The 25654-nt window shown below is 69.2% G+C and carries 5 protein-coding genes and 1 pseudogene (1 of these 6 running past the window's edge); 4 read left to right on the top strand and 2 right to left on the bottom strand.

What is annotated here, in order from left to right; genetic code table 11:
- The 3 genes in view from DM992_RS38930 to DM992_RS38940 are tightly spaced (at most 60 nt apart) and all read left to right on the top strand, a layout consistent with a single transcriptional unit that may run on beyond the window.
- Positions 1-19534, top strand: the 3' portion of a protein-coding gene (locus DM992_RS38930) for an SDR family NAD(P)-dependent oxidoreductase (protein WP_111021522.1). 10991 nt of this gene lie to the left of the window's left edge; the window shows 19534 of its 30525 coding nt (coding positions 10992-30525); the start codon falls outside the window, past its left edge; the stop codon is at positions 19532-19534.
- 60 nt (positions 19535-19594) lie between these two features.
- Positions 19595-20308: a hypothetical protein gene (locus DM992_RS38935; protein ID WP_111021523.1), complete on the top strand. Its 714-nt coding sequence runs from the start codon at positions 19595-19597 to the stop codon at positions 20306-20308.
- 34 nt (positions 20309-20342) lie between these two features.
- Entirely contained in the window at positions 20343-21365 is a 1023-nt protein-coding gene (locus tag DM992_RS38940) for an NADP-dependent oxidoreductase (RefSeq protein ID WP_111021524.1), read from the top strand.
- A 301-nt stretch (positions 21366-21666) separates the two neighbouring features.
- Here the strand turns inward: DM992_RS38940 and DM992_RS38945 are convergent, their stop codons facing one another.
- Positions 21667-22935 carry an IS256-like element ISBcen18 family transposase gene (locus DM992_RS38945; RefSeq protein ID WP_111021666.1) on the bottom strand — a complete coding sequence of 423 codons (1269 nt, stop codon included), beginning with the start codon at positions 22933-22935 and terminating at the stop codon, positions 21667-21669.
- Between the two features lie 10 nt (positions 22936-22945).
- Between DM992_RS38945 and DM992_RS38950 the strand changes: the two are divergent.
- A pseudogene (locus tag DM992_RS38950) lies at positions 22946-23876 on the top strand (IS3 family transposase).
- A gap of 156 nt (positions 23877-24032) precedes the next feature.
- On the opposite strand, the gene DM992_RS38955 reads toward DM992_RS38950, so the two are convergent.
- Positions 24033-25523: an ISNCY family transposase gene (locus tag DM992_RS38955; RefSeq protein ID WP_111016989.1), complete on the bottom strand. Its 1491-nt coding sequence runs from the start codon at positions 25521-25523 to the stop codon at positions 24033-24035.
- Positions 25524-25654 lie beyond the last annotated feature (131 nt).

A 25654-nucleotide genomic window follows, 5' to 3' on the forward strand; every position in this document is an offset into this window, starting at 1 on the left:
CAGCGCGGCCTACTGGTCGGCAGCCAACCGCGTCTCGTACCTGTTCAACTTCACCGGCCCGAGCCTGGCCGTCGACACCGCGTGCTCGTCGTCGCTGACGGCGCTGCACCTGGCCGTCGAGAGCCTGCACAGCGGCGCGAGTGATTGCGCGATCGCCGGCGGCGTGAACCTGATCTCGGTGCCGCAGCACTACATCACGCTCTCCGAGATGGTGATGCTGACGCCCTCGGACAAGTGCCATTCGTTCGGCGCCGGCGCGCAGGGATTCGTCGACGGCGAGGGCGTGGGCGCGGTGCTGCTCAAGCCGCTGTCGCGAGCGATCGCCGATGGCGACCACATCTACGGCCTGATCAAGGGCACCGCGATCAACGCGGGCGGCAAGACTCACAGCTACACGGTGCCGAGCCCCGCGGCGCAGGCCGCGCTGGTGCGCACCGCGTTCGAGCGCGCCGGCGTCGATCCGCGCACCGTCAGCTACATCGAGGCGCACGGCACCGGCACATCGCTGGGCGATCCGATCGAGATCAGCGGGCTCACGCGTGCGTTCGGCGAGCACACCGCCGACACCGGTTTCTGCGCGATCGGTTCGGTCAAGTCGAACATCGGTCACGCCGAGAGCGCGGCCGGCATCGCCGGCCTGACCAAGGTGCTGATGCAGATGAAGCACCGCCAGATCGCGCCGTCGCTGCATGCCGAGACGGTCAATCCGGAGATCGACTTCGCCGCCACGCCGTTCGTGCTGCAACAGGCGCTCGGCCCATGGGAGCGGCCCGTGATCGACGGCCGCGAGGTGCCGCTGCGCGCGGGCATCAGTTCGTTCGGCGCGGGCGGCGCGAACGCCCATGTGATCGTCGAGGAATACCTGCCGGCGCAGAGGGCCGCCGCGCCGGCCATGGCCGACGCGGCTCCGCACGCGGTGCTGCTGTCGGCGCGCGACGCCGACCGGCTGCGCGAGATGGCCCAGGCGCTGCACGACTTCCTCGGCGAGCCACAGGCGCCCGCGCTGGCCGATCTCGCGCACACGCTGCAGGTCGGCCGGGTCGCGCTCGACCAGCGGCTCGCCTTCGTGGCCGCCAGCCTCGACGAGGCGCGCGACAAGCTGGCCGCCTATCTGGCCGGCCGCCACGACGAGGCCGGCCTCTGGCTCGGCCGCCGCGAGACGCGCCGCGGCGCCGCGGCCGCGCGCGACGACGGCCTGCCGGCGCGCTGCGCGGCCTGGGCCGCCGAGCGCCGCTACGACGCGTTACTGCCGCTGTGGGTGAGCGGCACGGCGCTCGACTGGGCCGCCTACGTGCTCACGCCCGGCGCGCGCCGGGTGAGCCTGCCCACCTATGCGTTCGCGCGCGAGCATTTCTGGCTGACGCTGCCGTACCGTCCGGGCGCGATGGATGCGCCTCGCGCGGCACCGGTGCTGCATCCGCTGCTGCACGCGAACACCTCGAATCTCGACGGCCTGCGCCTGAGCACACGCCTGCGCGGCGAGGAGTTCTTCCTGGCGGATCACGTCGTGCAGGGTCGGCGCGTGCTGCCGGGCGTCGCCTATCTGGAGATGGCGCGCGCCGCGCTCGCCGAGCTGTCGCCCGCGCCGGAAGGCGCCGCCGCGGTGCTCACCAACGTGGTGTGGTCGCGGCCGTTCGCGCTCGACGACGCGCCGGCCAGCCTGCACATCGGGCTCGTGCCGCACGAGGACGGGCGCGTCGCGTTCAGCATCCACAGCGACGGCGGCGTGCACAGCCAGGGCAGCGCACGCTGGGATCCGGCGCCGGTGGCCGAAACGCTCGACCTCGACGCGCTGCGTGCCTCGATGGGCCGCGCCGAGTTCAGTCCGGCGCAGTGCTACGACGCGTTCGCCGAGCTGGGCCTCGCTTACGGGCCGGGCCATCGCGGGCTGGCCGCCGTCTACGCGGGCGAGGACGCCGTGCTGGCGCGCCTCGCGCTGCCGGTGGCCGCGCCCGGCGGGGTGTCGGCGTTCCTGCTGCATCCGGGCGTGATGGACTCGGCGCTGCAGGCGAGCGTCGCGTTCCTGCTCGGAGACGACGGCAGGCTGCGCGACAGCACCACCGTGCTGCCGTTCGCGGCCGCGCGCGTCGAGGCGCTGGCGCCGTGCGTCGACGACATGTGGGTGTGGGTGCGCCGTGAGGCGGGCTCGACCGCCGCCAGCGCGGTGCAGAAGCTCGAGTTCCTGGTCTGCGACGCGCAGGGCGCCGTGTGCGCGCGCATTCTCGGCTTCGCCGCGCGCCGCTTCGCGGGCCAGCCGTCCGCGGGCGGCACCGCGCCGGCCGTGGCGGCGCCCGGCCTGCCGGCCGACGTCGACGCCGACGCCGAATTCGCGAGCATGGCCCTGGCCGGCGAGCCGGCCGTGACATCGAACCGTGTGGCGGACGCGTCCGCCGAGGAGATTCCCCTGAATACCGATACGCAATTGCATGAACGCACCGAGCGTTACCTGAAGTCGCTGCTCGCGAATGCGACGCGCATGGCGGCCGAGCAGATCACGCCCGACGTGCCGTTCGAGGAATACGGGCTCGATTCGATCATGGTGATCAAGCTCACCAGCGAGCTGGAGAAGCATTTCGGCGCGTTGTCGAAGACGCTGTTCTTCGAGTACGGCAGCCTCGCCGAACTCGCCGGCTACTTCGTCGAGGGCCATGCCGAGCAACTCGACACGCTGCTCGGCAGCTCGCGCCGCACGGCGGCGGCCCGGTCCGCCGAGACGCCGGCTCCGGTTCCGGCCGCGACGGCACCCGCGCGCGCCGTGCCGGCAGCGGCGGCGAAGCCCGTTGCGCGCGCCGCGGCTCCGGCTCCGGCCGCCGCGATGCCGTCGCGTCAGCCGGCGGCAGGCGGTGCCATCGCGATCATCGGCCTGGCCGGCCGCTATCCGATGGCAGCCGACGTCGACGCGTTCTGGGACAACCTGCGCGCCGGCCGCGACTGCGTCTCCGAGGTGCCGGCCGAGCGCTGGGACCACACGCCGTACTACAGCCGCGACCGCTCGCAGCCGGGCACGGTCAACAGCAAGTGGGGCGGCTTCATCGACGGCGTCGACGAGTTCGATCCGCTGTTCTTCAACATCTCACCGCGCGATGCCGAGATCATCGATCCGCAGGAGCGCGTGTTCCTGCAGAACGTGTTCCATACGTTCGAGGATGCCGGCTACACGCGCCAGTCGCTCGCGCGCGCAGGCGGCCAGGTGGGCGTGTTCGTCGGCGTGATGTACGAGGAATACCAGCTCTACGGCGCCGAGCAGAGCCTGCAGGGGCGCCGCATTGCGCTGTCCGGCAGCCAGGCGTCGATCGCCAATCGCGTGTCCTACTACTTCGACCTGCGCGGCCCGAGCCTCGCGCTCGATACGATGTGCTCGTCGTCGCTCACGGCGATACATCTGGCCTGCCAGAGCTTGCGCGACGGCGAATGCGCGATGGCGATCGCGGGCGGCGTCAATCTCACGCTGCACCCGAACAAGTATCTCGCGCTCGGCCAGGGCAAGTTCGTGTCGAGCAAGGGCCGCTGCGAGGCGTTCGGCGACGGCGGCGACGGCTATGTGCCGAGCGAGGGCGTGGGCTCGATCCTGCTCAAGCCGCTCGCGCAGGCCGAGGCCGACGGCGACCACATCTACGGCGTGGTCAAGGCCAGCGCCGTCAACCACGGCGGCAAGACCAACGCCTACACGGTGCCCAACCCCGGCGCGCAGGCCGAGGTGATCGCCCGCTCGCTGGAGCGCGCCGGCGTGGACGCGCGCACCATCAGCTACATCGAGGCACACGGCACCGGCACCTCGCTCGGCGATCCGATCGAGATCACCGGCCTGTCGAACAGCTTCCGCCGGCAGACGCGCGATACCGGTTTCTGCGCGATCGGCTCGGTGAAATCGAACATCGGCCATTGCGAGAGCGCGGCCGGCATCGCCGGCGTCACCAAGGTGCTGCTGCAGATGCGTCACCGCGAGCTGGTGCCGTCGTTGCATTCCGCGCAGCTCAATCCGCACATCGATTTCGCCGCCACCCCGTTCGTCGTGCAGCAGCAACTCGCCGCCTGGGAGCGGCCGTGCCTCGAGGTCGACGGCGAGCTGCTCGAATATCCGCTGCGCGCGGGCGTCAGCTCGTTCGGCGCGGGCGGAGCGAACGCGCACGTGCTGATCGAGGAATACCAGGGCACGTCGCAAGCCGCGGCCGCTGCGAGCGGGCCCGCGCTGGTGGTGCTGTCGGCGCGCAACCCGGAGCAACTGCGCGAGGCCGCCCGGCGCCTGCGCGATCGGCTCGCGCTCGACGAGCCGGCACTTGCCGAACTCGCGTTCACGCTGCAGACCGGCCGCGAGGCGATGGACGAACGGCTCGGGCTGGTGGTCGGCTCGGTGGCCGAGCTGCGCGAGCGGCTCGACGCGTTCCTGAGCGGCGACGACGCCACCGCCGATCTGCATCGCGGCAACGTGCGCGCCGGCCGGCAGACGCTGGCCGCGTTCAGCGGCGACGACGATCTGCGCGACGCGATCCACAGCTGGATCGCCAAGGGCAAGTTCGACAAGCTGCTGGCGATGTGGGTGCAGGGTCTGGCGATGGATTGGACGCTGCTGTACGGCGGCGCGCGGCCGCGCCGCCTCAGCCTGCCCGGCTATCCGTTCGCGAAGACGCGCTTCTGGGTGCCCGGGCTGCAAGCCGGGCAGCCGGCGCCGGCCGCCGCGGTGGCGCTCGATCCGGTGGTCGGCCCGGCGGCGGCCGTGAGCGCGCCGCGCGCGCCCGTATCGGCACCCGCTGCCGCCCAGCCGGCCGCGGCCGCGCTGGACGGCGTGCTGCTGGCGCGCCCGCAATGGGTCGACCAGCCGCTGGCGTTCCCCGCCACGGCGTCGACGGGCGGCGTGCAGCGCGTGCTGCTGTACGCGCTGCCCGACATCGACGCGCCGGCGCTCGCGAACCGTCTGGGCGACGCGCAGTGCGAGACGCTGCAAGCCGAGGGCGCCGATGCCGGCGAACGCTTCATGAGCCTGTCGCGCCAGCTGTTCGCGACGGTGCGCGGCATCCTGCAGGACAAGCGCCGCGGCGAGACGCTGCTGCAACTGGTGCTGCCGGCCACCGGCGAGGCGGCAGCATTCGCGGGCCTGTCCGGCCTGCTGCGCACCGCGCAGCTCGAGAATCCGCGGATCCGCACCCAGGTGGTGCTGGTGGCCGACGGCATCGGCCTGCCCAGGCTCGCGGGGCTGCTGCGCGCCGAGCGCGCGCAGTTGCCCGCGCGCGGGCAACTGCTGCGCTATCGCGGCAGCCGCCGCGAGCTCGCCTCGCTGGTCGAGATCGCACCCGCGCCGGCCGCCACGCCCGTCTGGCGCGACAACGGCGTGGTGCTGATCACGGGCGGGGCCGGCGCGATCGGGCTGGTGTTCGCCCGCGCGATCCTGGCCGCGAGCCCGACCAGCACGGTCGTGCTGACCGGCCGCTCGCAGCTCGACGGCGCGCGGCTGGCGGCGCTCGAGGCGCTCGGCCCGCGCGTGGTCTACCGCTCGCTCGACGTGGTCGACGCAAGTGCCGTGCACGCGCTCGTCGACCGCCTGAGCGCCGAATTCGGGCCGCTCACCGCCGTGCTGCACGGCGCCGGCTTCCTGCGCGACAGCTATCTGCTCAAGAAGTCCGAGGCGGATTTCGTCGCGGTGCTGGAGCCGAAGGTGCGCGGGCTCGTCAACCTCGATCTCGCCACCCGCGCCGCGCCGCTCGACGTGTTCGCGACCTTCGCGTCGCTGGCCGGCGTGACCGGCAATCCCGGGCAGGCCGACTACACCACCGGCAACGCGTTCATGGACCACTACATGGCCGGCCGCGAACTGCGGGTGCGCAGCGGCGAGCGGCAGGGCCGCAGCCTCTCGCTCGACTGGCCGCTGTGGGCCGACGGCGGGATGCGTCCGGACGAGACCAGCGTCACGCTGATGTTCGACAACTTCGGCCTCGCGACGATGGACGACGCCACCGGGATGGCCGCGTTCGACGCGGCGTTCGCGAGCGGTCACGCGCAGGTGCTGGTCGCCACCGGCGAGCGTCGGCGCCTGATCGACACCTTCGGCGTAGTTGCCCGCAAGCCGGGCACGCGCGAGGAGGCCAACGGCGCGCCCGCGCCGGCCGCCGCGGCGCGCGTCACACCGGCCGCGACGCAGCCGGCCGCGGCCGCGATCGCCGACTCCGAACTGCTGGACCGGCTGCTGGCGCGCCTGCGAGAGCAGGTGGCGAGCCTCATCAAGGTCGAGCCGACGCTCGTCGAGTTCGACGCCGAGCTGAGCGAATACGGCTACGACTCGGTGTCGCTGACCGATCTGGCCGATCGCCTGAACCGCGAGTTCGGCCTGGACCTGACGCCGGCGCTGTTCTTCGAATTCCCGACGCTGCAACGCATGGCCGGGCATCTGCTGGCCACGCGGCGCGCGCCGCTCGCGGCGCGTCTCGCGCCGGCGGTTGCCGCCCCGGAGGCGCCGGCGGTGCCGGCAGCCGTCGCCGCGCCCATCGCGCAATCGAGCGCCGCGCCCGTGGCGCCGGCCGTCACGATCTCCGCGACCGAGCTGCGCGATCGCGTCGGCGCCTACCTGCGCGAGCAGGCCGCCGCGCTGATCAAGGTCGAGACCAATGTGATCGACCTCGATCTGGAGCTGAGTGAATACGGTTACGACTCGATCTCGCTGACCGATCTGGCCGATCGCGTCAATCGCGAACTCGGGCTCGAACTGACGCCTGCGCTGTTCTTCGAATACCCGAGCCTGCAAGGGCTGGCGGGCCATCTGGTGGAGGCGCATACCGTGCTGCTGAAGCACAGGTTCGCGCCGGCACCGTTGGCCGCGACGGTCCATGAGACGCCGGTATCGGCCATCGCGGTCGAGGTGGAGACAGCGGTGGCGGCGCGCGAGCCGATGGTGACCGCCGCGGCTTCGGCCGCATCGGTCGGCGCGCCGGCGGCCGGCGCCGACGCCGAGCTGCGCGATCGTCTGTGCGGCGCGCTGCGTGAACACGTGGCCCGGCGTCTGCATGTCACGCCCGAGCAGGTCGAGCTGGGCACGGCGCTGAGCGAATACGGCTACGACTCGGTGCAGTTGACCGAGCTGACGAACCAACTCAACGCGGCGTTCGGCTTCGAATTGACGCCGGCGCTGTTCTTCGAATTCCCGACGCTGCAAGCGCTCGCCGAGTATCTGTTGCGTACCGAGCGCGAGCGGCGCGCGCGCGTCTGGCCGGCGACGGTGGCGCGCCCCGCTGCGGCGGCACCTTCGGCGGCTGCCACGGTCGTGGCAGCGGCGGCGGTCACACCCGCTGCGGCGGTCGCGGCGGCTGCGGCGCCGACGCAAGGCACCGGCACGGCCCACTCGAACGAGCCGATCGCGATCGTGGGCCTGAGCGCCTGCATGCCGATGGCCGAGGACGCCGACGCGTTCTGGCAGAACCTGCTCGACGGCCGCGACTGCGTGACCGAAATCCCGGCGGGCCGCTGGGACTGGCGCGCGGTGGCCACCGAGCTGGCGGGCGGCGAGGGCGGCACGCGCGTGAAGTGGGGCGCCTTCATCGACGGCGTCGACGAGTTCGATCCGCTGTTCTTCGGCATCTCGCCGCGCGAGGCGCTGGTGATGGATCCGCAGCAGCGCCTGTTGATGACCTACGTCTGGAAGGCGATCGAGGACGCCGGCTATTCGTCGGAGTCGATCTCGGGCAGCCGCACGGCGCTGTTCGTCGGCACCGGGCTAAGCGGTTACCAGAACCTGTTCTCGGCCGAGGCGCGGGCGGGCGAGGGCTACAGCGCGACCTCGGCGGTGCCGTCCGTCGGCCCCAACCGGATGAGCTACTTCCTGAACCTGCACGGTCCGAGCGAGCCGATCGAGACGGCCTGCTCCAGCTCGCTGGTGGCGATCAACCGCGGTATCGCGGTCCTGCGCGACGGTACCTGCGAGATGGCGATCGTCGGCGGCATCAACACGATCGTCACACCCGACGCGCATGTGAGCTTCAGCAAGGCCGGCATGCTCAGCGAGGACGGCCGCTGCAAGACCTTCTCGGAAGCCGCCAACGGCTACGTGCGCGGCGAGGGCGTGGGGATGCTGGTGCTGAAGCGTCTGAGCGACGCGCAGGCGGCCGGCGATGCGATCTATGCCGTGATCCGCGGTGGCGCCGAGAACCACGGCGGCCGGGCGAGTTCGCTGACGGCGCCCAACCCGCAGGCGCAGGCGGCCCTGCTGACGGACGCGTATCGCCGCTCGGGCGTCGATCCGCGCACGGTCAGCTATATCGAGGCGCATGGCACCGGCACCAAGCTCGGCGATCCGGTGGAGATCACCGGCTTGAAGAGCGCATTCGCAAACCTCGGCGTCGAGTCGGGCGAGGAGCCATTCTGCGGGCTCGGTTCGGTCAAGAGCAACATCGGCCACCTGGAGCTGGCCGCGGGCGTGGCCGGCGTGATCAAGGTGGTGATGCAGATGAAGCACGCCACGCTGGTCAAGAGCCCGCACAGCGAGCCGGAGAATCCGTATATCGGTTTGTCGGGCAGCCCGTTCTATGTGGTGCGTGAAAACCGTCCCTGGGTGGCGCCGGTCGACGAGGCTGGCCGTCCGCTGCCGCGTCGCGCGGGTGTCAGCTCGTTCGGCTTCGGCGGCGTGAACGCACACGTGGTGCTCGAAGAGTACGTGGCGCCGGTGGAACAGGCGGCACGGCCGAGCGGCCCGGCGCTGGTGGTGCTGTCGGCCCGCACGGAAGCGGCGCTGACCGAACGCGCGGCGCAACTGCTCGCCTGGCTGGAACGCAACCCTGACGCGGATCTGTACGCGCTGGCCTATACGCTGCAAGTGGGCCGCGACGCGATGGACGAACGTCTGGCCTGGGCGGTGGATTCACTCGATGAGCTGCGCGAGCGGCTCGGTGCGTTCACGCAGGACGGTCGGCTCGGCAGCGGCGTGCGCGGTCAGGTCAAGCGCAACAAGGACGCGCTCGCCGGCCTGACCGGCGACGACGATATGGCCGTGCTACTCCAAAGCTGGCAGCAGAAGGGCAAGTTCACGCGACTCCTGGGCGTGTGGGCGAAGGGCATCGCGGTGAAGTGGGACCGGCTCTATCAGGGCCCGCGTCCGCGCCGTCTGCATCTGCCGGCCTATCCGTTCGCCCGCGAGCGGCACTGGGTGGAGCCGGGCGCGACGACGACAACGGCAGGCGCGGCGCCGGTGCTCGGCGCGGCGCAACTGCATCCGCTGCTGCATGCCAACACGTCGAGCCTGGAGACGCAGCGCTTCACCTCGCAGTTCGACGGCAGCGAGCCGTTCCTCGCCGATCACGAGGTGCAGGGCCGGCGCGTGCTGCCGGGCGTCGCCTATCTGGAAATGGCGCATGCCGCGCTGGTGCGCTCGGGCGCCTGCCGCGCCTCGGATCGCGTCCAGTTGAATCAGGTGGTCTGGTCGCGGCCGTTCGCGGTCGAGCCGGGCACGCCGCAGGCGGCGCATATCAGCCTGCTGGCCGAGGACGACGAGCGCGTGAGCTTCGAGGTCCATAGCCACGATGCGGCCGGCCGGACGCACCTCGTGCACGGCCGCGGCGTCGCCCGGCTCGGGCTGGCACAGGCCGCGCCCGAGGCGCTGGATCTCGACGCGCTGCGTGCGCGCATTCGGCGCGCGAGCTTCACGGCCGCGCAGTGCTATGCCGCGTTCGACCGGCTCGGGCTCGTCTACGGGCCGAGCCATCGTGGCCTGGCCGAGCTGCATGCCGGCGAGCAGGAGGTGCTGGCGCGGCTGTCGCTGCCGGTGCTGCCGGCCGGCATGACGCTGGCGCCGGGGCTGCTCGATTCGGCCTTGCAGGCCGCGATCGGGCTGGTGCTGGGCGCCGACGGCGAACTCGCCGACGCGACCCCGATGCTGCCGTTCGCGCTGCGCGAGCTGGACGTGCTGGCGCCGTGCCAGCGCGAGATGTGGGTATGGGTTGCCGCCGTCAAGGACGACAGCACGGCGGTGCGCAAGCTCGACATCGCGCTGCTGGACGAAACCGGGCGCGTCTGCGTTCGGCTGAACGGCTTCGCGTCGCGCCGCCTCGATGCGGCCGTCGCGCAGGGCGAGTCCGGCCACGACGACGAGGCGTGGCATGACGATGACCTCGATGCCGGCCACGGCGAGGACGCGACGCTGATGCTTGCGCCGGTCTGGCAAGCGGCCGCGCTGCAAGCCGGCGCGTCGGCACCGGTCGCGCGCCGTGTGGTGATTCTTTGCGGTTTCGAGGCGCAGCTCGCTGGCGAGCTGTCGGTGGTGCTGGCCGATACGCGCTGCGAGGTGGCGCCGGTGGTAGGCGACGACCTCGGCGCGTGCTATCACGGCCTGGCGCGCCATCTGTTCTCGCGACTGCAGGCACTGGCGGCCGAGAAGCCGGCATCGGACCTGCTGGTGCAGGTAGTTGTGCCGCTGACGGGCGAACTCGCGGTGCTGGCGGGCCTGTCCGGCCTGCTGAAGACGGCGCAGCTCGAATATCCGCGTCTGAAGACGCAGCTGCTGTGTCTGCCGGCCGAGATGAACGGCGTGGTGATGGGCGATCTGCTGCGCGAAGAAGGCGAGCAGGCCGCGCCGGCCGCGCTGCTGCGTTATCGCGACGGCGTACGCGAGGTTCGCGTGGCGCGGGAGCTCGCGCAGGCGCCGGCCAGGCCGATCTGGCGCGAGGATGGCGTATATCTGATCACGGGCGGTGCCGGCGCGATCGGGCTGGTGTTCGCCGGCGAGATCGTGGCGCAGGCGCCGCGCGCGACGGTGATCGTGAGCAGCCGCTCGGCACTCGATGACGCTTCGCAGGCGCGGCTCGCCGTGCTCGGCGAGCGCGTCGTGCATCGCCGCGTGGACGTGACGGATGCGGCGGCGGTGAATGCGCTGGTGGAGGGCATCGTCGTCGAGTTCGGGCGGCTGGACGGCGTGTTGCACGGCGCCGGGCTGCTGCGCGATGCGTATCTGGCGAACAAGAGCGTGGAGGAACTGGACGCGGTGCTGGCGCCGAAGGTGGCCGGTCTCGTGAACCTGGATCAGGCCACGCGCGACGTGCCGCTGGAGCTGTTCGCGGCGTTCTCGTCGCTGGCGGGCTACGGCGGCAATCCGGGGCAGGCGGACTACGCGGCGGCGAACGCGTTCATGGATCACTATGTGATCGCGCGCGCCGAGCGCGTGGCACGTGGCGAGGCGAGCGGGCGCAGCGTATCGGTGAACTGGCCGCTGTGGGCGGAAGCGGCGATGCGTCCGGACGCGGCGAGCATCGAGCTGATGCGTCGCACGGCAGGGCTGGTGCCGCTGGAGAACGCGGCGGCGCTGAAGGCGTTCGCGCAGGCGGTGGCGAGCGATGCGGCGCAGGTGCTGGTGGCGGCGGGCGAACGGGAGAAGCTGCTCGCGCTGCTCGGCGCGGCCGTGGACGACGCACCCGACGTGAGCGAAGCCGTCGCGCCGGCGCCGCAGGCGGGGCCCGGTGCCGGCGTGGATCTGTCGCGCGTGGTCGGCGCGACGCTCTTGAGCCGCGTGTCCGCGTTGATCAAGGTGAAGCCGGAGGACATCGATCTCGACGAGGAACTGGCAGGTTACGGCTTCGACTCGATCTCGCTGACCGAACTGGCCACCGAACTCAATCGCGCCTACGAGTTGGACCTGATGCCGACGGTGTTCTTCGAGCATCCGACGCTGGCGGCGCTCACGGCCTATCTGGTCGAGACGCATCGCGAGACGATGGCGCGCCATCTGGCGCCCGTCTCCGCCACGACACCTGCCGCCGCGGCCAGGCCGGAGCTGCGCGCGGCGGCGAGCGCGCCGTCGACGCGACGCGCCCGGGCCAATGCGCCGCGTCGCCGTGTCGAAGCCGACGACGAGCCGATCGCGATCGTGGGCCTGAGCGCCTGCATGCCGATGGCCGAGGACGCCGACGCATTCTGGCAGAACCTGCTCGACGGCCGCGACTGCGTGACCGAAATCCCGGCGGGCCGCTGGGACTGGCGCGCGGTGGCCACCGAGCTGGCGGGCGGCGAGGGCGGCACGCGCGTGAAGTGGGGCGCCTTCATCGACGGCGTCGACGAGTTCGATCCGCTGTTCTTCGGCATCTCACCGCGCGAGGCGCTGGTGATGGATCCGCAGCAGCGCCTGTTGATGACGCATGTCTGGAAGGCGCTGGAGGACGCCGGCTATTCGTCGCAGTCGATCTCGGGCAGCCGCACGGCGCTGTTCGTCGGCACCGGGCTGAGCGGTTATCAGAACCTGTTCCCGGCCGACGAACGGGCCACGGAAGCCTATAGCGCGACCTCGGCGGTGCCGTCCGTCGGCCCCAACCGGATGAGCTACTTCCTGAACCTGCACGGTCCGAGCGAGCCGATCGAGACGGCCTGCTCCAGCTCGCTGGTGGCGATCAACCGCGGTATCGCGGTCCTGCGCGACGGTACCTGCGAGATGGCGATCGTCGGCGGCATCAACACGATCGTCACACCCGACGCGCATGTGAGCTTCAGCAAGGCCGGCATGCTCAGCGAGGACGGCCGCTGCAAGACCTTCTCGGAAGCCGCCAACGGCTACGTGCGCGGCGAGGGCGTGGGGATGCTGGTGCTGAAGCGTCTGAGCGACGCGCAGGCGGCCGGCGATGCGATCTACGCCGTGATCCGCGGTGGCGCCGAGAACCACGGCGGCCGGGCGAGTTCGCTGACGGCGCCCAACCCGCAGGCGCAGGCGGCCCTGCTGACGGACGCGTATCGCCGCTCGGGCGTCGATACGCGCACGGTCAGCTATATCGAGGCGCACGGCACCGGCACCAAGCTCGGCGATCCGGTGGAGATCACCGGCTTGAAGAGCGCATTCGCAAACCTCGGCGTCGAGTCGGGCGAGGAGCCATTCTGCGGGCTCGGTTCGGTCAAGAGCAACATCGGCCACCTGGAGCTGGCCGCGGGCGTGGCCGGCGTGATCAAGGTGGTGATGCAGATGAAGCACGCCACGCTGGTCAAGAGCCTGCACAGCGAGCCGGAGAATCCGTATATCGGTTTGTCGGGCAGCCCGTTCTATGTGGTGCGTGAAAACCGTCCCTGGGTGGCGCCGGTCGACGAGGCGGGCCGTCCGCTGCCGCGTCGCGCGGGTGTCAGCTCGTTCGGCTTCGGCGGCGTGAACGCGCACGTGGTGCTCGAAGAGTACGTGGCGCCGGTGGAACAGGCGGCACGGCCGAGCGGCCCGGCGCTGGTGGTGCTGTCGGCCCGCACGGAAGCGGCGCTGACCGAACGCGCGGCGCAACTGCTCGCCTGGCTGGAACGCAACCCTGACGCGGATCTGTACGCGCTGGCCTATACGCTGCAAGTGGGCCGCGACGCGATGGACGAACGTCTGGCCTGGGCGGTGGATTCGCTCGATGAGCTGCGCGAGCGGCTCGGTGCGTTCACGCAGGACGGCCGGCTCGGCAGCGGCGTGCGCGGTCAGGTCAAGCGCAACAAGGACGCGCTCGCCGGCCTCGCGGCCGACGAGGACCTGCCGGCGCTGCTGGCTTTGTGGCAGGCCAAGGGCAAGTGGGACCGGCTGCTGTCGATGTGGGCCAAGGGCCTCACGCTCGACTGGCGCACGCTGCACGCGTCGCCGACGCCGCGCCGCCTGCATCTGCCGGTCTATCCGTTCTCGCGCGAGCGTTACTGGGCCGAGACGAAGCCGGCGGCACGCATCGCGGCGAGCGCGGCGCCAATGCTCGGCGCGGCGCAGCTGCATCCGCTGCTGCATGCCAATACCTCGAACCTGGAGGCGCAGCGCTTTACCTCGCAATTCGACGGCAGCGAGCCGTTCCTCGCCGATCACGAGGTGCAGGGCCGGCGCGTGCTGCCGGGCGTCGCCTATCTGGAGATGGCGCATGCCGCGCTGGTGCGCTCCGGTGCCGGCGCGGCGACCGAGCTGGTGCTGAACCAAATCGTCTGGTCGCGCCCGCTGGTGGTCGAGCCGGGCACGCCGCAGGCGGTGCATATCGACTTGCAGGCCGAGGACGACGGCCGCGTGAGCTTCGAGGTCTACAGCGGCGATGCGACCGGTACGGCGCGCCGCGTGCATGGCCGCGGCGTCGCGCAGGCACGGCCGCACGCCGAAGCCGCGCCGCAGACGCTGGATCTCGACGCGCTGCGTGCGCGCATGCGGCGCGCGAGCTTCACGGCCGCGCAGTGCTATGCCGCGTTCGACCGGCTCGGGCTCGTCTACGGGCCGAGCCATCGTGGCCTGGCCGAGCTGCATGCCGGCGAGCAGGAGGTGCTGGCGCGGCTGGCGCTGCCGGTGCTGCCGGCCGGCATGACGCTGGCGCCGGGGCTGCTCGATTCGGCCTTGCAGGCCGCGATCGGGCTGGTGCTGGGCGCCGACGGCGAACTCGCCGACGCGACCCCGATGCTGCCGTTCGCGCTGCGCGAGCTGGACGTGCTGGCGCCGTGCCAGCGCGAGATGTGGGTATGGGTTGCCGCCGCCAAGGACGACAGCACGGCGGTGCGCAAGCTCGACATCGCGCTGCTGGACGAAACCGGGCGCGTCTGCGTTCGGCTGAACGGCTTCGCGTCGCGCCGCCTCGATGCGGCCGTCGCGCACGACGACGACCCGCTGCTGCTGGCACCGGCATGGCAGCCGATGGCGCTGCCGTCGGACGCGCCGATCGTGCCGGTCGCGCGCCGCGTCGTGCTGTTGTGCGGTTTCGGCGGGCAATTGCTGGGTGAGCTGTCGGCGGTGCTGGCCGATACGCGCTGCGAGGTGGCGCCGGTGGTAGGCGACGACCTCGGCGCGCGCTATCACGGCCTGGCGCGCCATCTGTTCTCGCGACTGCAGGCGCTGGCGGCCGAGAAGCCGGCATCGGACCTGCTGGTGCAGGTAGTTGTGCCGCTGACGGGCGAACTCGCGGTGCTGGCGGGCCTGTCCGGTCTGCTGAAGACGGCGCAGCTCGAATATCCGCGTCTGAAGACGCAGCTGCTGTGTCTGCCGGCCGAGATGAACGGCGTGGTGATGGGCGATCTGCTGCGCGAAGAAGGCGAGCAGGCCGCGCCGGCCGCGCTGCTGCGTTATCGCGACGGCGTACGCGAGGTTCGCGTGGCGCGGGAACTCGCGCAGGCGCCGGCCAGGCCGATCTGGCGCGAGGATGGCGTATATCTGATCACGGGCGGTGCCGGCGCGATCGGGCTGGTGTTCGCCGGCGAGATCGTGGCGCAGGCGCCGCGCGCGACGGTGATCGTGAGCAGCCGCTCGGCACTCGATGACGCTTCGCGGGCGCGGCTCGCCGTGCTCGGCGTGCGCGTCGTGCATCGCCGCGTGGACGTGACGGATGCGGCGGCGGTGAATGCGCTGGTGGAGGGCATCGTCGTCGAGTTCGGGCGGCTGGACGGCGTGTTGCACGGCGCCGGGCTGCTGCGCGATGCGTATCTGGCGAACAAGAGCGTGGAGGAACTGGACGCGGTGCTGGCGCCGAAGGTGGCCGGTCTCGTGAACCTGGATCAGGCCACGCGCGACGTGCCGCTGGAGCTGTTCGCGGCGTTCTCGTCGCTGGCGGGCTACGGCGGCAATCCGGGGCAGGCGGACTACGCGGCGGCGAACGCGTTCATGGATCACTATGTGATCGCGCGCGCCGAGCGCGTGGCACGTGGCGAGGCGAGCGGGCGCAGCGTATCGGTGAACTGGCCGCTGTGGGCGGAAGCGGCGATGCGTCCGGACGCGGCGAGCATCGAGCTGATGCGTCGCACGGCAGGGCTGGTGCCGCTGGAGAACGCGGCGGCGCTGAAGGCGTTCGCGCAGGCGGTGGCGGGTGATGCGGCGCAGGTGCTGGTGGCGGCGGGCGAACGGGAGAAGCTGCTCGCGCTGCTCGGCGCGGCCGTGGACCAACCCGCCGACGACGGGTTCGAAGCGTTCGAGGCAGAACAGAAGGCCGACGACGCGTATCAGGCGAACCCGGCCGCGCGTCAGCCGGCTGCCGGCGGCGCCGACCTGTCGCGCATGGTCAGCGCAGCGCTGCTGGATCAGGCTTCGGTGCTGATCAAAGTGAAGCCGGAGGACATCGATCTTGACGAGGAACTGGCCGGTTACGGCTTCGACTCGATCTCGCTGACCGAGCTGGCCACCGAATTGAACCGAACCTACGACCTGGACCTGATGCCGACGGTGTTCTTCGAGCATCCGACGCTGGCGGCGCTCACGCGCCATCTGGTCGACGCGCATCGCGAGACGATGGCGCAGCACTTTGCGACTGCGGCGGAAGCCTCGGACGTGGCTGTGGCCGAGCGCCCGGTGGCGCCGGCGGTGATCCGGCCGGTCCAGCTGGCCCGGCGCGCGCCGGCGAAAGCGGCGCGTCGTCGCGCCGCGCCGTCCGAGGCGCCGGCAGCGGCCATCGCACCGGCCCGGGCGCCGCTCGACGAGCCGATCGCGATCGTGGGCCTGAGCGCCCGCATGCCGATGGCCGAGGACGCCGACGCGTTCTGGCAGAACCTGCTCGACGGCCGCGACTGCATCGAGGAAATTCCTGCGATGCGTTGGGACTGGCAGGCCGTCTACGGCGATCCGACAGACGACGCGGGCCGTACCCGCGTGAAGTGGGGCGGTTTCATCGACGGCATCGACGAGTTCGATCCGCGCTTCTTCGGCATCTCGCCGCGCGAGGCGCAGGTGATGGACCCGCAGCAGCGCCTCCTGATGACGCATGTCTGGAAGGCGATCGAGGATGCCGGCTACTCGGCGCAAGCGCTGTCCGGCAGCCGCACCGCGCTGTTCGTCGGCACCAGCCTGAGCGGCTACGGCAATCTGCTCGCGCAGTCCGCGCAGGCGCAGGCGGCCTTCACCTCGACCTCGGTGGTGCCGTCCATCGGCCCCAACCGGATGAGCTACTTCCTGAACCTGCACGGTCCGAGCGAGCCGATCGAGACGGCCTGCTCCAGCTCGCTGGTGGCGATCAACCGCGGTATCGCGGTCCTGCGCGACGGCACCTGCGAGATGGCGATCGTCGGCGGCATCAACACGATCGTCACACCCGACGCGCATGTGAGCTTCAGCAAGGCCGGCATGCTCAGCGAGGACGGCCGCTGCAAGACCTTCTCGGAAGCCGCCAACGGCTACGTGCGCGGCGAGGGCGTGGGGATGCTGGTGCTGAAGCGTCTGAGCGACGCGCAGGCGGCCGGCGATGCGATCTACGCCGTGATCCGCGGTGGCGCCGAAAACCACGGCGGCCGGGCGAGTTCGCTGACGGCGCCCAACCCGCAGGCGCAGGCGGCCCTGCTGACGGACGCGTATCGCCGCTCGGGCGTCGATCCGCGCACGGTCAGCTATATCGAGGCGCACGGCACCGGCACCAAGCTCGGCGATCCGGTGGAGATCACCGGCTTGAAGAGCGCATTCGCAAACCTCGGCGTCGAGTCGGGCGAGGAGCCATTCTGCGGGCTCGGTTCGGTCAAGAGCAACATCGGCCACCTGGAGCTGGCCGCAGGCGTGGCCGGCGTGATCAAGGTGGTGATGCAGATGAAGCACGCCACGCTGGTCAAGAGCCTGCACAGCGAGCCGGAGAATCCGTATATCGGTTTGTCGGGCAGCCCGTTCTATGTGGTGCGTGAAAACCGTCCCTGGGTGGCGCCGGTCGACGAGGCTGGCCGTCCGCTGCCGCGTCGCGCGGGTGTCAGCTCGTTCGGCTTCGGCGGCGTGAACGCACACGTGGTGCTCGAAGAGTACGTGGCGCCGGTGGAACAGGCGGCACGGCCGAGCGGCCCGGCGCTGGTGGTGCTGTCGGCCCGCACGGAAGCGGCGCTGACCGAACGCGCGGCGCAACTGCTCGCCTGGCTGGAACGCAACCCTGACGCGGATCTGTACGCGCTGGCCTATACGCTGCAAGTGGGCCGCGACGCGATGGACGAACGTCTGGCCTGGGCGGTGGATTCACTCGATGAGCTGCGCGAGCGGCTCGGTGCGTTCACGCAGGATGGCCGGCTCGGCAGCGGCGTGCGCGGTCAGGCACAACGCAACAAGGACATGGTGTCGAGTCTGGCGGCCGACGAGGATTTGCCGGCACTCCTGGCTACCTGGCTCGCCAAGGGCAAGTGGGACCGGCTGCTGTCGATGTGGGTCAAGGGTCTCGCGCTCGACTGGCGGATCTTCTACCCGACGCGTCCGCCGCGGCGCCTGCATCTGCCGAGCTACACGTTCGCGGCCGAGCGTTACTGGCTCGAGCCGGCGCCGGCCGATGTCGTGAGGTCGACGCCGGTGGCGGCGCAAAGCCCAGCCCCGGTACCGGCCGCGCCCGTCGCGGCGGCAGTGGTCGAGGCGGGCGGCGATACGCTGCTGGCGCGCGTGTGCGCTCATGCCGGGCGGCTGTCAGGCCTGCCGGCGGAGCCGTTCGCCATGCACTCGCTGCACGAATTGGGCCTCGATTCGGTGTTCCTGCTGCAGTTGTCGTCGGCGCTGATCGCCGAGTTCAAGACGCGGGGCGTGACGCTCGAGAGCGCGGCACTGTTGCGTTGCGCGAGCGCGGCCGAACTCGTGGCCTGCATCGAGCAGACCGTCGGCGCGGGCGCGCCGACGCAAGCCGCCGCGCAGGCGACCGAGGGCGAGCCGCATGGCGTCCCGGCCGATTTTCCGGCCGCCGCCCAGCCGCAAGAGGAGCAGGGCCGTCGTCGCTTCTACGCGATTCCCGCCGCGGCCAGCGCGCAGACGCAGCCCGTCGAGCCGCCGCTGCGCAGCGACCCGCGCAACCAGTTGTGCGAGGCGCTCCGCATCGCGGCCGTCGAACCGGCGCGGCTCGACGCGAAGCTGGTAGTGGACGAATCGCACGCGTTCTTCTTCGACCATCCGCTCGACCACGTCTCCGGCCTGCATCTGGGCGCGGCGATGAGCGAGGCGGTGCAGGCGGCCCATCTGCATCGGCACTGCCTGCCGGCCGACACCGCGCTGTTCGTCTCGCAAGTGCGACTGCATTTCGTTGACCTGTGTCGCAAGGAGCCCGGCGCGACAATCCACGTGAGCGCCGCCACTGGCGCATCCGACGCGTATCGGGCGCAGGTGATCCAGAACGACCGCGAAATGGCGCACGCCGAGTTCGTGGTGAGCGCGGTGCCGCCGCGTCCACCGCGCGCGTCCGGCGAGATGCCCGAGCGCGCCGAGCCGGCGCCCGCACGCAGCCTTAACAAGCTCGACGCGGCCAACGTGCTGCTCAGCGAGGCGCGCGGCGAGGCCGGTCAGCCGAGCTGCGCGCTCGTGATGCAGCCGAACAACTCCTATTTCGGCGATTTCCCGGCGCCCTGGATCGACATCGTGGTGCTGGCCGAGGCCGCCCGTCAGTCGATGCGGCTGTTCACCGCCGAGAACCGGCTGGCGGCCAGCCTGCCGGCGCGCGGCGAGGCCACACGCGACGTGCTGAAGACGCTGCACGTCGCGCTGGATCGGCCGCTGTACTGGGACGACGCCGTGGAGCTCGTGTTCGAGCGCAACGAAGTCACCGAGGTCGGCGATGCCTCGCATTTGCGCATCGACGGCGTGTTCGTGGCGGACGGCCAGCCGTGCGGCCGGTTCTCCACCAGCGCCTTGTCCCTGAGTGCCGCCTTGCAGGAAGCGTGGGCACGGCGCGCGATCTGAGCGCCGCGTGCCCCGAGCCATTTTGAAATTTCACTGAAATCTGTCGCGGAGACAAACCCGATGAATTCCACCAGCCTGCAAACGATCCGCCTGATCGCCGTCGATCTCGACGGCCCGTTGCTGATCGACACATTCAGCCCGATCATGCACAAGCTGTGCAGCGAGTATTACCGGATCGACTACACGCGCGAACTGGAGCGCAACACCTTCTCGCGCTCGCGCGCCGAGGTGGTGGAGTACCTTCGCCGGAAGATCGGCGAGCAGATGAGCGAGACCGAGCGCAAACAGAGTGACGAGGAGAGCATCGCTAGCTATTTCCACTACCGCGACGAATACATGCGTGACCACCCGCACGGCATGAAGCCCGAGGTGCCCGCGTTCCTCGATCTGCTGACCTCGCTCGGCGTGACGGTGATCTGCTACGGCGGCCTCGACGAGGACTACATGCGCCGCGCGCTCGGCGAACAGGCCGCGCGCTTCGCCACCTACATCTGCACCAACGAGTTCCGTCCCGGCGTGCGCGAGATCGTGCGCGACTTCTACAAGCTGGCGCCGCATCAGGCGCTGTTCATCGACGACGTGAACTTCGTGGCCGAGCACGCCAAGGCGCTCGGCACGCCATTCATCGGCGTGCCGTCGAACGAGCCCTGGAGCTGGCAAAAGCGCGACATGGAGGAGACCGGCGTGCGCCGCATCGTCGATTCGGTGAGCCGAATCGATCTGGCCTTGCTGCAGGAGATCGATGCCGCCGCCGCGCACGGAGGTGGCTGGTGAGCCCCGCCCGCGAGCGTCGGGGGAGGGCCGCGCCATGACCGCAATGAATCGCCGCATCGTGCTCGCCTCGCGGCCGAAGCAGGCGCCCGAGTTGGGCAACTTCCGGCTAGAAGAGGTGCCGCTCGTCCAGCCGGGCGAGGACCAGGTGCTGGTCCGGCAGCACTACCTGAGCCTCGATCCGTACATGCGCGACCGGATGAGCGTATCCAAGAGCTATGCCGCGCCACAACCGCTCGACGAGGTGATGATCGGCGGCACGGTGGGCGAGGTGCTGGCCTCGCGCAACGCGCGCTTCAAGCCCGGCGATTTCGTGGTCGGCATGGGCGGCTGGCAGGAGTACGCGCTGCTCGACGGCGCCGAACTCGGCGGCTGGCGCCACGTCGATCCGGCGCGCGCGCCGCTGTCGGCCTACCTCGGCGCCGTCGGCATGCCCGGTGTGACCGCGTGGTACGGCCTCGCGCGCATCATCGCGCCGCAGCCCGGCGAGACCGTCGTGATCAGCTCCGCGGCCGGCGCGGTGGGCGGCGCCGCCGGCCAGCTGGCGCGGGCGCGCGGCGCGCGGGTGGTCGGCATCGCAGGCGGCCCGAAGAAGTGCGCGTACGTGGTGGAGGAGCTCGGCTTTGACGCCTGCCTCGACCATCACCAGTACGGCGATCTCAAGTCGATGAGCGCCGCGCTGAATCGCGCCTGTCCGGACGGAATCGACGGCTATTTCGAGAACGTCGGCGGGATGCTGCTCGACGCCGTGCTGATGCGCTGCAACCCGTTCGCGCGCGTGGCGCTGTGCGGGATGATCGCCGGCTACAACGGTCAGGCGATTCCGCTCACCATGCCGCAATTGCTGCTGATCAATCGGGTCCGGCTCGAAGGCTTCATCATCGCGGACCAGGGTGACGCCTGGTTCGACGCGCTCGAGGAACTCGGCGCGCTGGTGGCGGCCGGCAAGCTGCGCTATCACGAGTCCGTCGCAGACGGCCTCGCGCGCGCGCCCGAGGCGTTCATCACGCTGCTCGGCGGCGGCGGTCACGGCAAACAGGTGGTGAAGCTCCTGGCTTGACGGCGGGGACGGGGCGCGACGGCGGTATGGCGCGCGCCTGCAGTCGGAGATGACTGTGCGGAGCACCGACATATGTGATTTGACATTAATGCAATTGGCGTGCCCAGGGATGTAGGCGCTAGATTGAAATGTCTGCCTTGGGGGTGCGGCGGAATTCTTGGACTATTTGGGAGCTAGTCCATGTACTCATACGAAGAACGCATCCGAGCAGTCAAGCTCTACTTGAAGCTTGGAAAGCGCCTTACCGCGACCGTTTGTGAACCTGTCCGCATTTTTGTGGGCGAGGCGGTTGAACAACAGGTTATCCACGCGCCTGCGTAAACCGTTCGCCGAACAGAATAGCAAACTGGTTCATCGCTGATTTCCAGTCGAAGGCGGCCCTCACGGTCTTGGCCAGTACGTTGCGCAGCGCCAGCCAGAGCAGCTTGATGGCCGCCTCGTCGTTCGGGAAGTGACCGCGCGTCTTGATGATCTTGCGCAATTGCATGTTCAAGCTCTCGATGGCGTTTGTCGTATAAACGACTCGCCGAATTTCCGGCGGGAACACGTAGAACGGCACGACGTGCTCCCACGCGCGTTGCCACGACTGCACGATCGTCGGGTACTTCGCGCCCCAAGGTCCGTCGGCGAAGTCTTGCAGCGCTTGCCTTGCTGCCTCTTCGCTGGCAGCCGCGTAGATCGGGCGCAGCGCCGTGGCGAGTACCTTGCGGTCCTTGTAGCTGGCGTATTCGAGGCTGTTGCGGATCAGATGCACGATGCAGGTCTGAACGGTGGTCCGCGGATAGGCCGCGCTGATGGCTTCGGTTAGCCCCTTCAGGCCATCGACCACGGCGATCAGGATGTCCTGGCAGCCGCGCGTCTTGAGTTCATTGAACACTTTGAGCCAGAACTTGGCGCCCTCGGTCTGCTCGATCCAGAGGCCCAGCACATCGCGCTGGCCATCGGCTTGGATGCCCAAGGCCAGATAGACGGCCTTGTTGCTGACCACCCCGTCGTCGCGGATCTTGACCCGCAGCGCATCGAAGAACACGACCGGATACATCGCCTCGAGTGGGCGGCTCTGCCAGCTCAGCGCTTCGGCCATCACCTCGTCGGTGACCGAGCTGATGAAGTCGGGCGACACTTCGGTGCCGTATTGCTCGGCCAGAAACCCTTGAATCTCGCGCACGCTCATGCCACGCGCGTACATCGCAATGATGCGTTCGTCGAAGCCGGTGAAGCGGCGCTCGTGCTTGGGAATCAGGATCGGCTCGAAGCTGCCGTCACGGTCACGAGGGACTTCGACACGAACCGGGCCGCGATCCGTGATGACCGTCTTGCCGCTGGCGCCGTTGCGCTCGTTGGCTTGTCCGGCCGGCTTGGACTGGCCCGACGGGTAGCCCAGATGCAGATTCATCTCGGCGCCCATCGCGCGTTCGATGACCGCCTTGTTGAACGCCAGCATCAGATCCTGGACCTCGGTCGGCGTCATCGGCCCCTCGACCAGTTGGTCCAGCAGTTCTTTGGGCAACTCAGGCAGCGGCCCGCGGGCCGCTGCCTGACGCGCTACGGTTTGCCTCTTCTTCTTCATCGGCATATCCATGACTTTTATACCTCATGATATGCCCCGCCCACGAAATGACGGATAGGTCCCCGTTTGTCAACTAGGCTATCCCACAACGAAATCGCTCGAACGCTGGTATCAGATGTACGAGCGATGTCTGGACTTGCCGAAGGAACGTATCTGCCTGAGGCCGCGCTATTCGGCAGAACAAAAAAAGGCGGCCACAGACCACTATATGACCCATGGCCAGTGTCTGGCAGCAACGACAAAGGGTTTGGGGTATCCGGGACGCGGAACGCTCGTCGCCTGGCTCGACGAGCTGCATCCAGAGCGAAAGAAGCGCGTTCTCGGGAAGGCGTCGGGTGTTCGGTATACACCAGAGCTCAGACGGACAGCGGTCATCGATCTATGCACTCGACGAGAAAGCGCAGAGGAAGTTGCTAAAAAACCGGGACTTTCGCGCCGCAGCACCGAATGAAAAATGGCTCACAGACATCGCAGAGTTCCAGATTCCGGCCGGGAAAGTCTATCTGTCGCCGGTCATCGATTGCTTCGATGGACTGGTGATCAGTTGGTCGATCGGTACGCGGCCAGACGCCGAGCTTGTGAATACGATGCTCGATGCTGCCATCGAAGCAATCGGTAGCAGCAACAGCCGGCCCGTGGTCCATTCAGATCGCGGTGCGCATTATCGCTGGCCGGGCTGGCTTACCCGGATACGTGAGGCCAAGCTGATTCGCTCAATGTCGCGCAAGGGCTGTTCGCCCGACAACGCGGCGTGCGAAGGCTTCTTTGGAAGGCTGAAAACGGAACTGTTTTACTCTCGAGACTGGCGGACCGTGAGCGCCGACCAGTTCATTAAGGTGGTTGACTCGTACATTCGCTGGTACAACGAGAAACGGATCAAGATCTCGCTTGGCGCACTCAGTCCGATTGAATACCGGGAGAGCCTCGGGCTGACGACATAAACCAGTCCAAGAATTCCGCCGCACCCCCAAAGCGGACATTTCAATCTAGCCACTACAGCGAATGTCATACCCGGATTCAGATGTCCACCTGCCAGCTATTTAAAAATGTCCGGTTTTAAGGTTGGTTTTGCTGCGTCTCTTTCTTCGCTTTAACCGTTACGCAGTGTCGAAGGTCGGCGCCTGAACGGGCAGGGCGCTTACGCTCGCTTCCTCAGCTTTTGCAGACCGACGGCCAGGTTTGTCCGCTGGCTTGGCGGTTTGACGACGTTGCGCCAGATCGACGATCACATGCTCGACGTCGGCCTGTGTGATCTTGCGTTGCTTCTTCTTACCCGGCTCGGCCTCGTTTCGGTTAGTCCGCGTCGAGTCGCCACGATGCGTTCGAGACGGCGCTTTACCGATTCGGCGGTTATCGCGTTGCGCCTGAAGCGCTTGCGCGACCTGCAACACATGGCTCAAACGCTTGTGCTCGACGACGGCACCCTGATCGATTTCAGCCAAACGATCGTACTGCCGGCAGCGCAGCACGCGATCGTCAGCACGGAGCTCGATCCGTCCATCCGGGTACTCCCACACCTCGATCTGCCGGTCGATCAGCTTCCTGTTCTCCGGCGTGTCGTCCAGTAAGTACATCACCCGGTCATACTGTACCGTCAGCGACTTCGTCACTTTCCGCGGCTCACGCCATGTCAGCACCACGTCCAGACTCTCGTCGGGCCGCAGCGGCCGGTGTGCATTGAAGTCGCTCTTCGGCGGCTTCGCGAAGCGTGTGTTGTAGGCGGCCATGAAGGAGGGCGCGTATGCGTTGGCGTCGGCCACCGTGTTAATTCCGCGCAATCGCATCTCCTTGACCAAGCGGTCCTGCAACGTCAGATGCGCGCGCTCGACGCGCCCCTTGGCCGAGCTGCTGTTCGCGCAGAACGTGTCGATGTTCAGCTCGTACATCGCGCGGCCGAACGGCGTCACACGGTTACCGGTCTTTCCTGGCTTCACGTTGCGGAATACGCTGGCCTTGTCGCTGTAGAACGCCCCAGGTTTGCCGTGCCGTTCGATGTATGCCCGTGTTGCCTCGAAGTAGCTGAACGTCGATTCGGTCTGCGTGAAGTGCAGCATCATCAGCCGGCTCGTTGCGTCGTCCACATACACCAGCAGCGTGCAGGCCGGCGCCCGTTCCTCGAACCACCGATGATCGCTGCCGTCGATCTGAATCAATTCACCGAGGCACGCCCGGCGCGCACGCGGCTGATAGACCTTCGGCGGTCGTTGCCGACGCGGAATCCATAACCCAGCCTCCGTCATTAGCTTCCTGACCGTCTCCTTGGCCAGCCGAATGCCGTGACACTCCCAGAGCTTCTCGCAGGCCAGCGTCGGCCCGAAATCGGCGTAGCGATCACGGATGATCGACAGCGCCCGGTCAGCGGCTCCTGGATCCAGGCGGCGGTTGCCGGGCTTCGACCGGTGTCCCGACACCAATCCCACCGGGCCGTGCTCACGTAACCGGGCGACCAGTCGGCGGACCTGCCGGCTCGTCAATTCCAGCCGTTCCGCTGCACGCCATGGTTTGAGCTTGCCGTCGGCTACGTCCTGAATGACCTTGAATCGGTCCAGCTCTCGCATCGTCATCGTGATCCGCTCCGTTGCAGCCATCGCAGCCTCCGGCGCCGGATACCCGGCGACCGGTCAGCTTACGCGGCCCGAAAGCGGACATTTCTATGTAGCCAAAAGCGGACATTTCAATCTAGCCACTACAACCCATAAATTCGATAAATCACCTTATG

Source organism: Burkholderia sp. JP2-270 (assembly GCF_003233675.1).
In the GTDB taxonomy this organism is placed as follows: Bacteria; Pseudomonadota; Gammaproteobacteria; order Burkholderiales; family Burkholderiaceae; genus Burkholderia; species Burkholderia pyrrocinia_C.

Bases quoted from the DNA above. Each gene is read 5' to 3' on its own strand.
- DM992_RS38940 (WP_111021524.1), top strand. From the start codon at position 20,343: ATGACCGCAATGAATCGCCGCATCGTGCTCGCCTCGCGGCCGAAGCAG.
- DM992_RS38955 (WP_111016989.1), bottom strand. From the start codon at position 25,523: ATGGCTGCAACGGAGCGGATCACGATGACGATGCGAGAGCTGGACCGA.
- DM992_RS38935 (WP_111021523.1), top strand. From the start codon at position 19,595: ATGAATTCCACCAGCCTGCAAACGATCCGCCTGATCGCCGTCGATCTC.
- DM992_RS38945 (WP_111021666.1), bottom strand. From the start codon at position 22,935: ATGAAGAAGAAGAGGCAAACCGTAGCGCGTCAGGCAGCGGCCCGCGGG.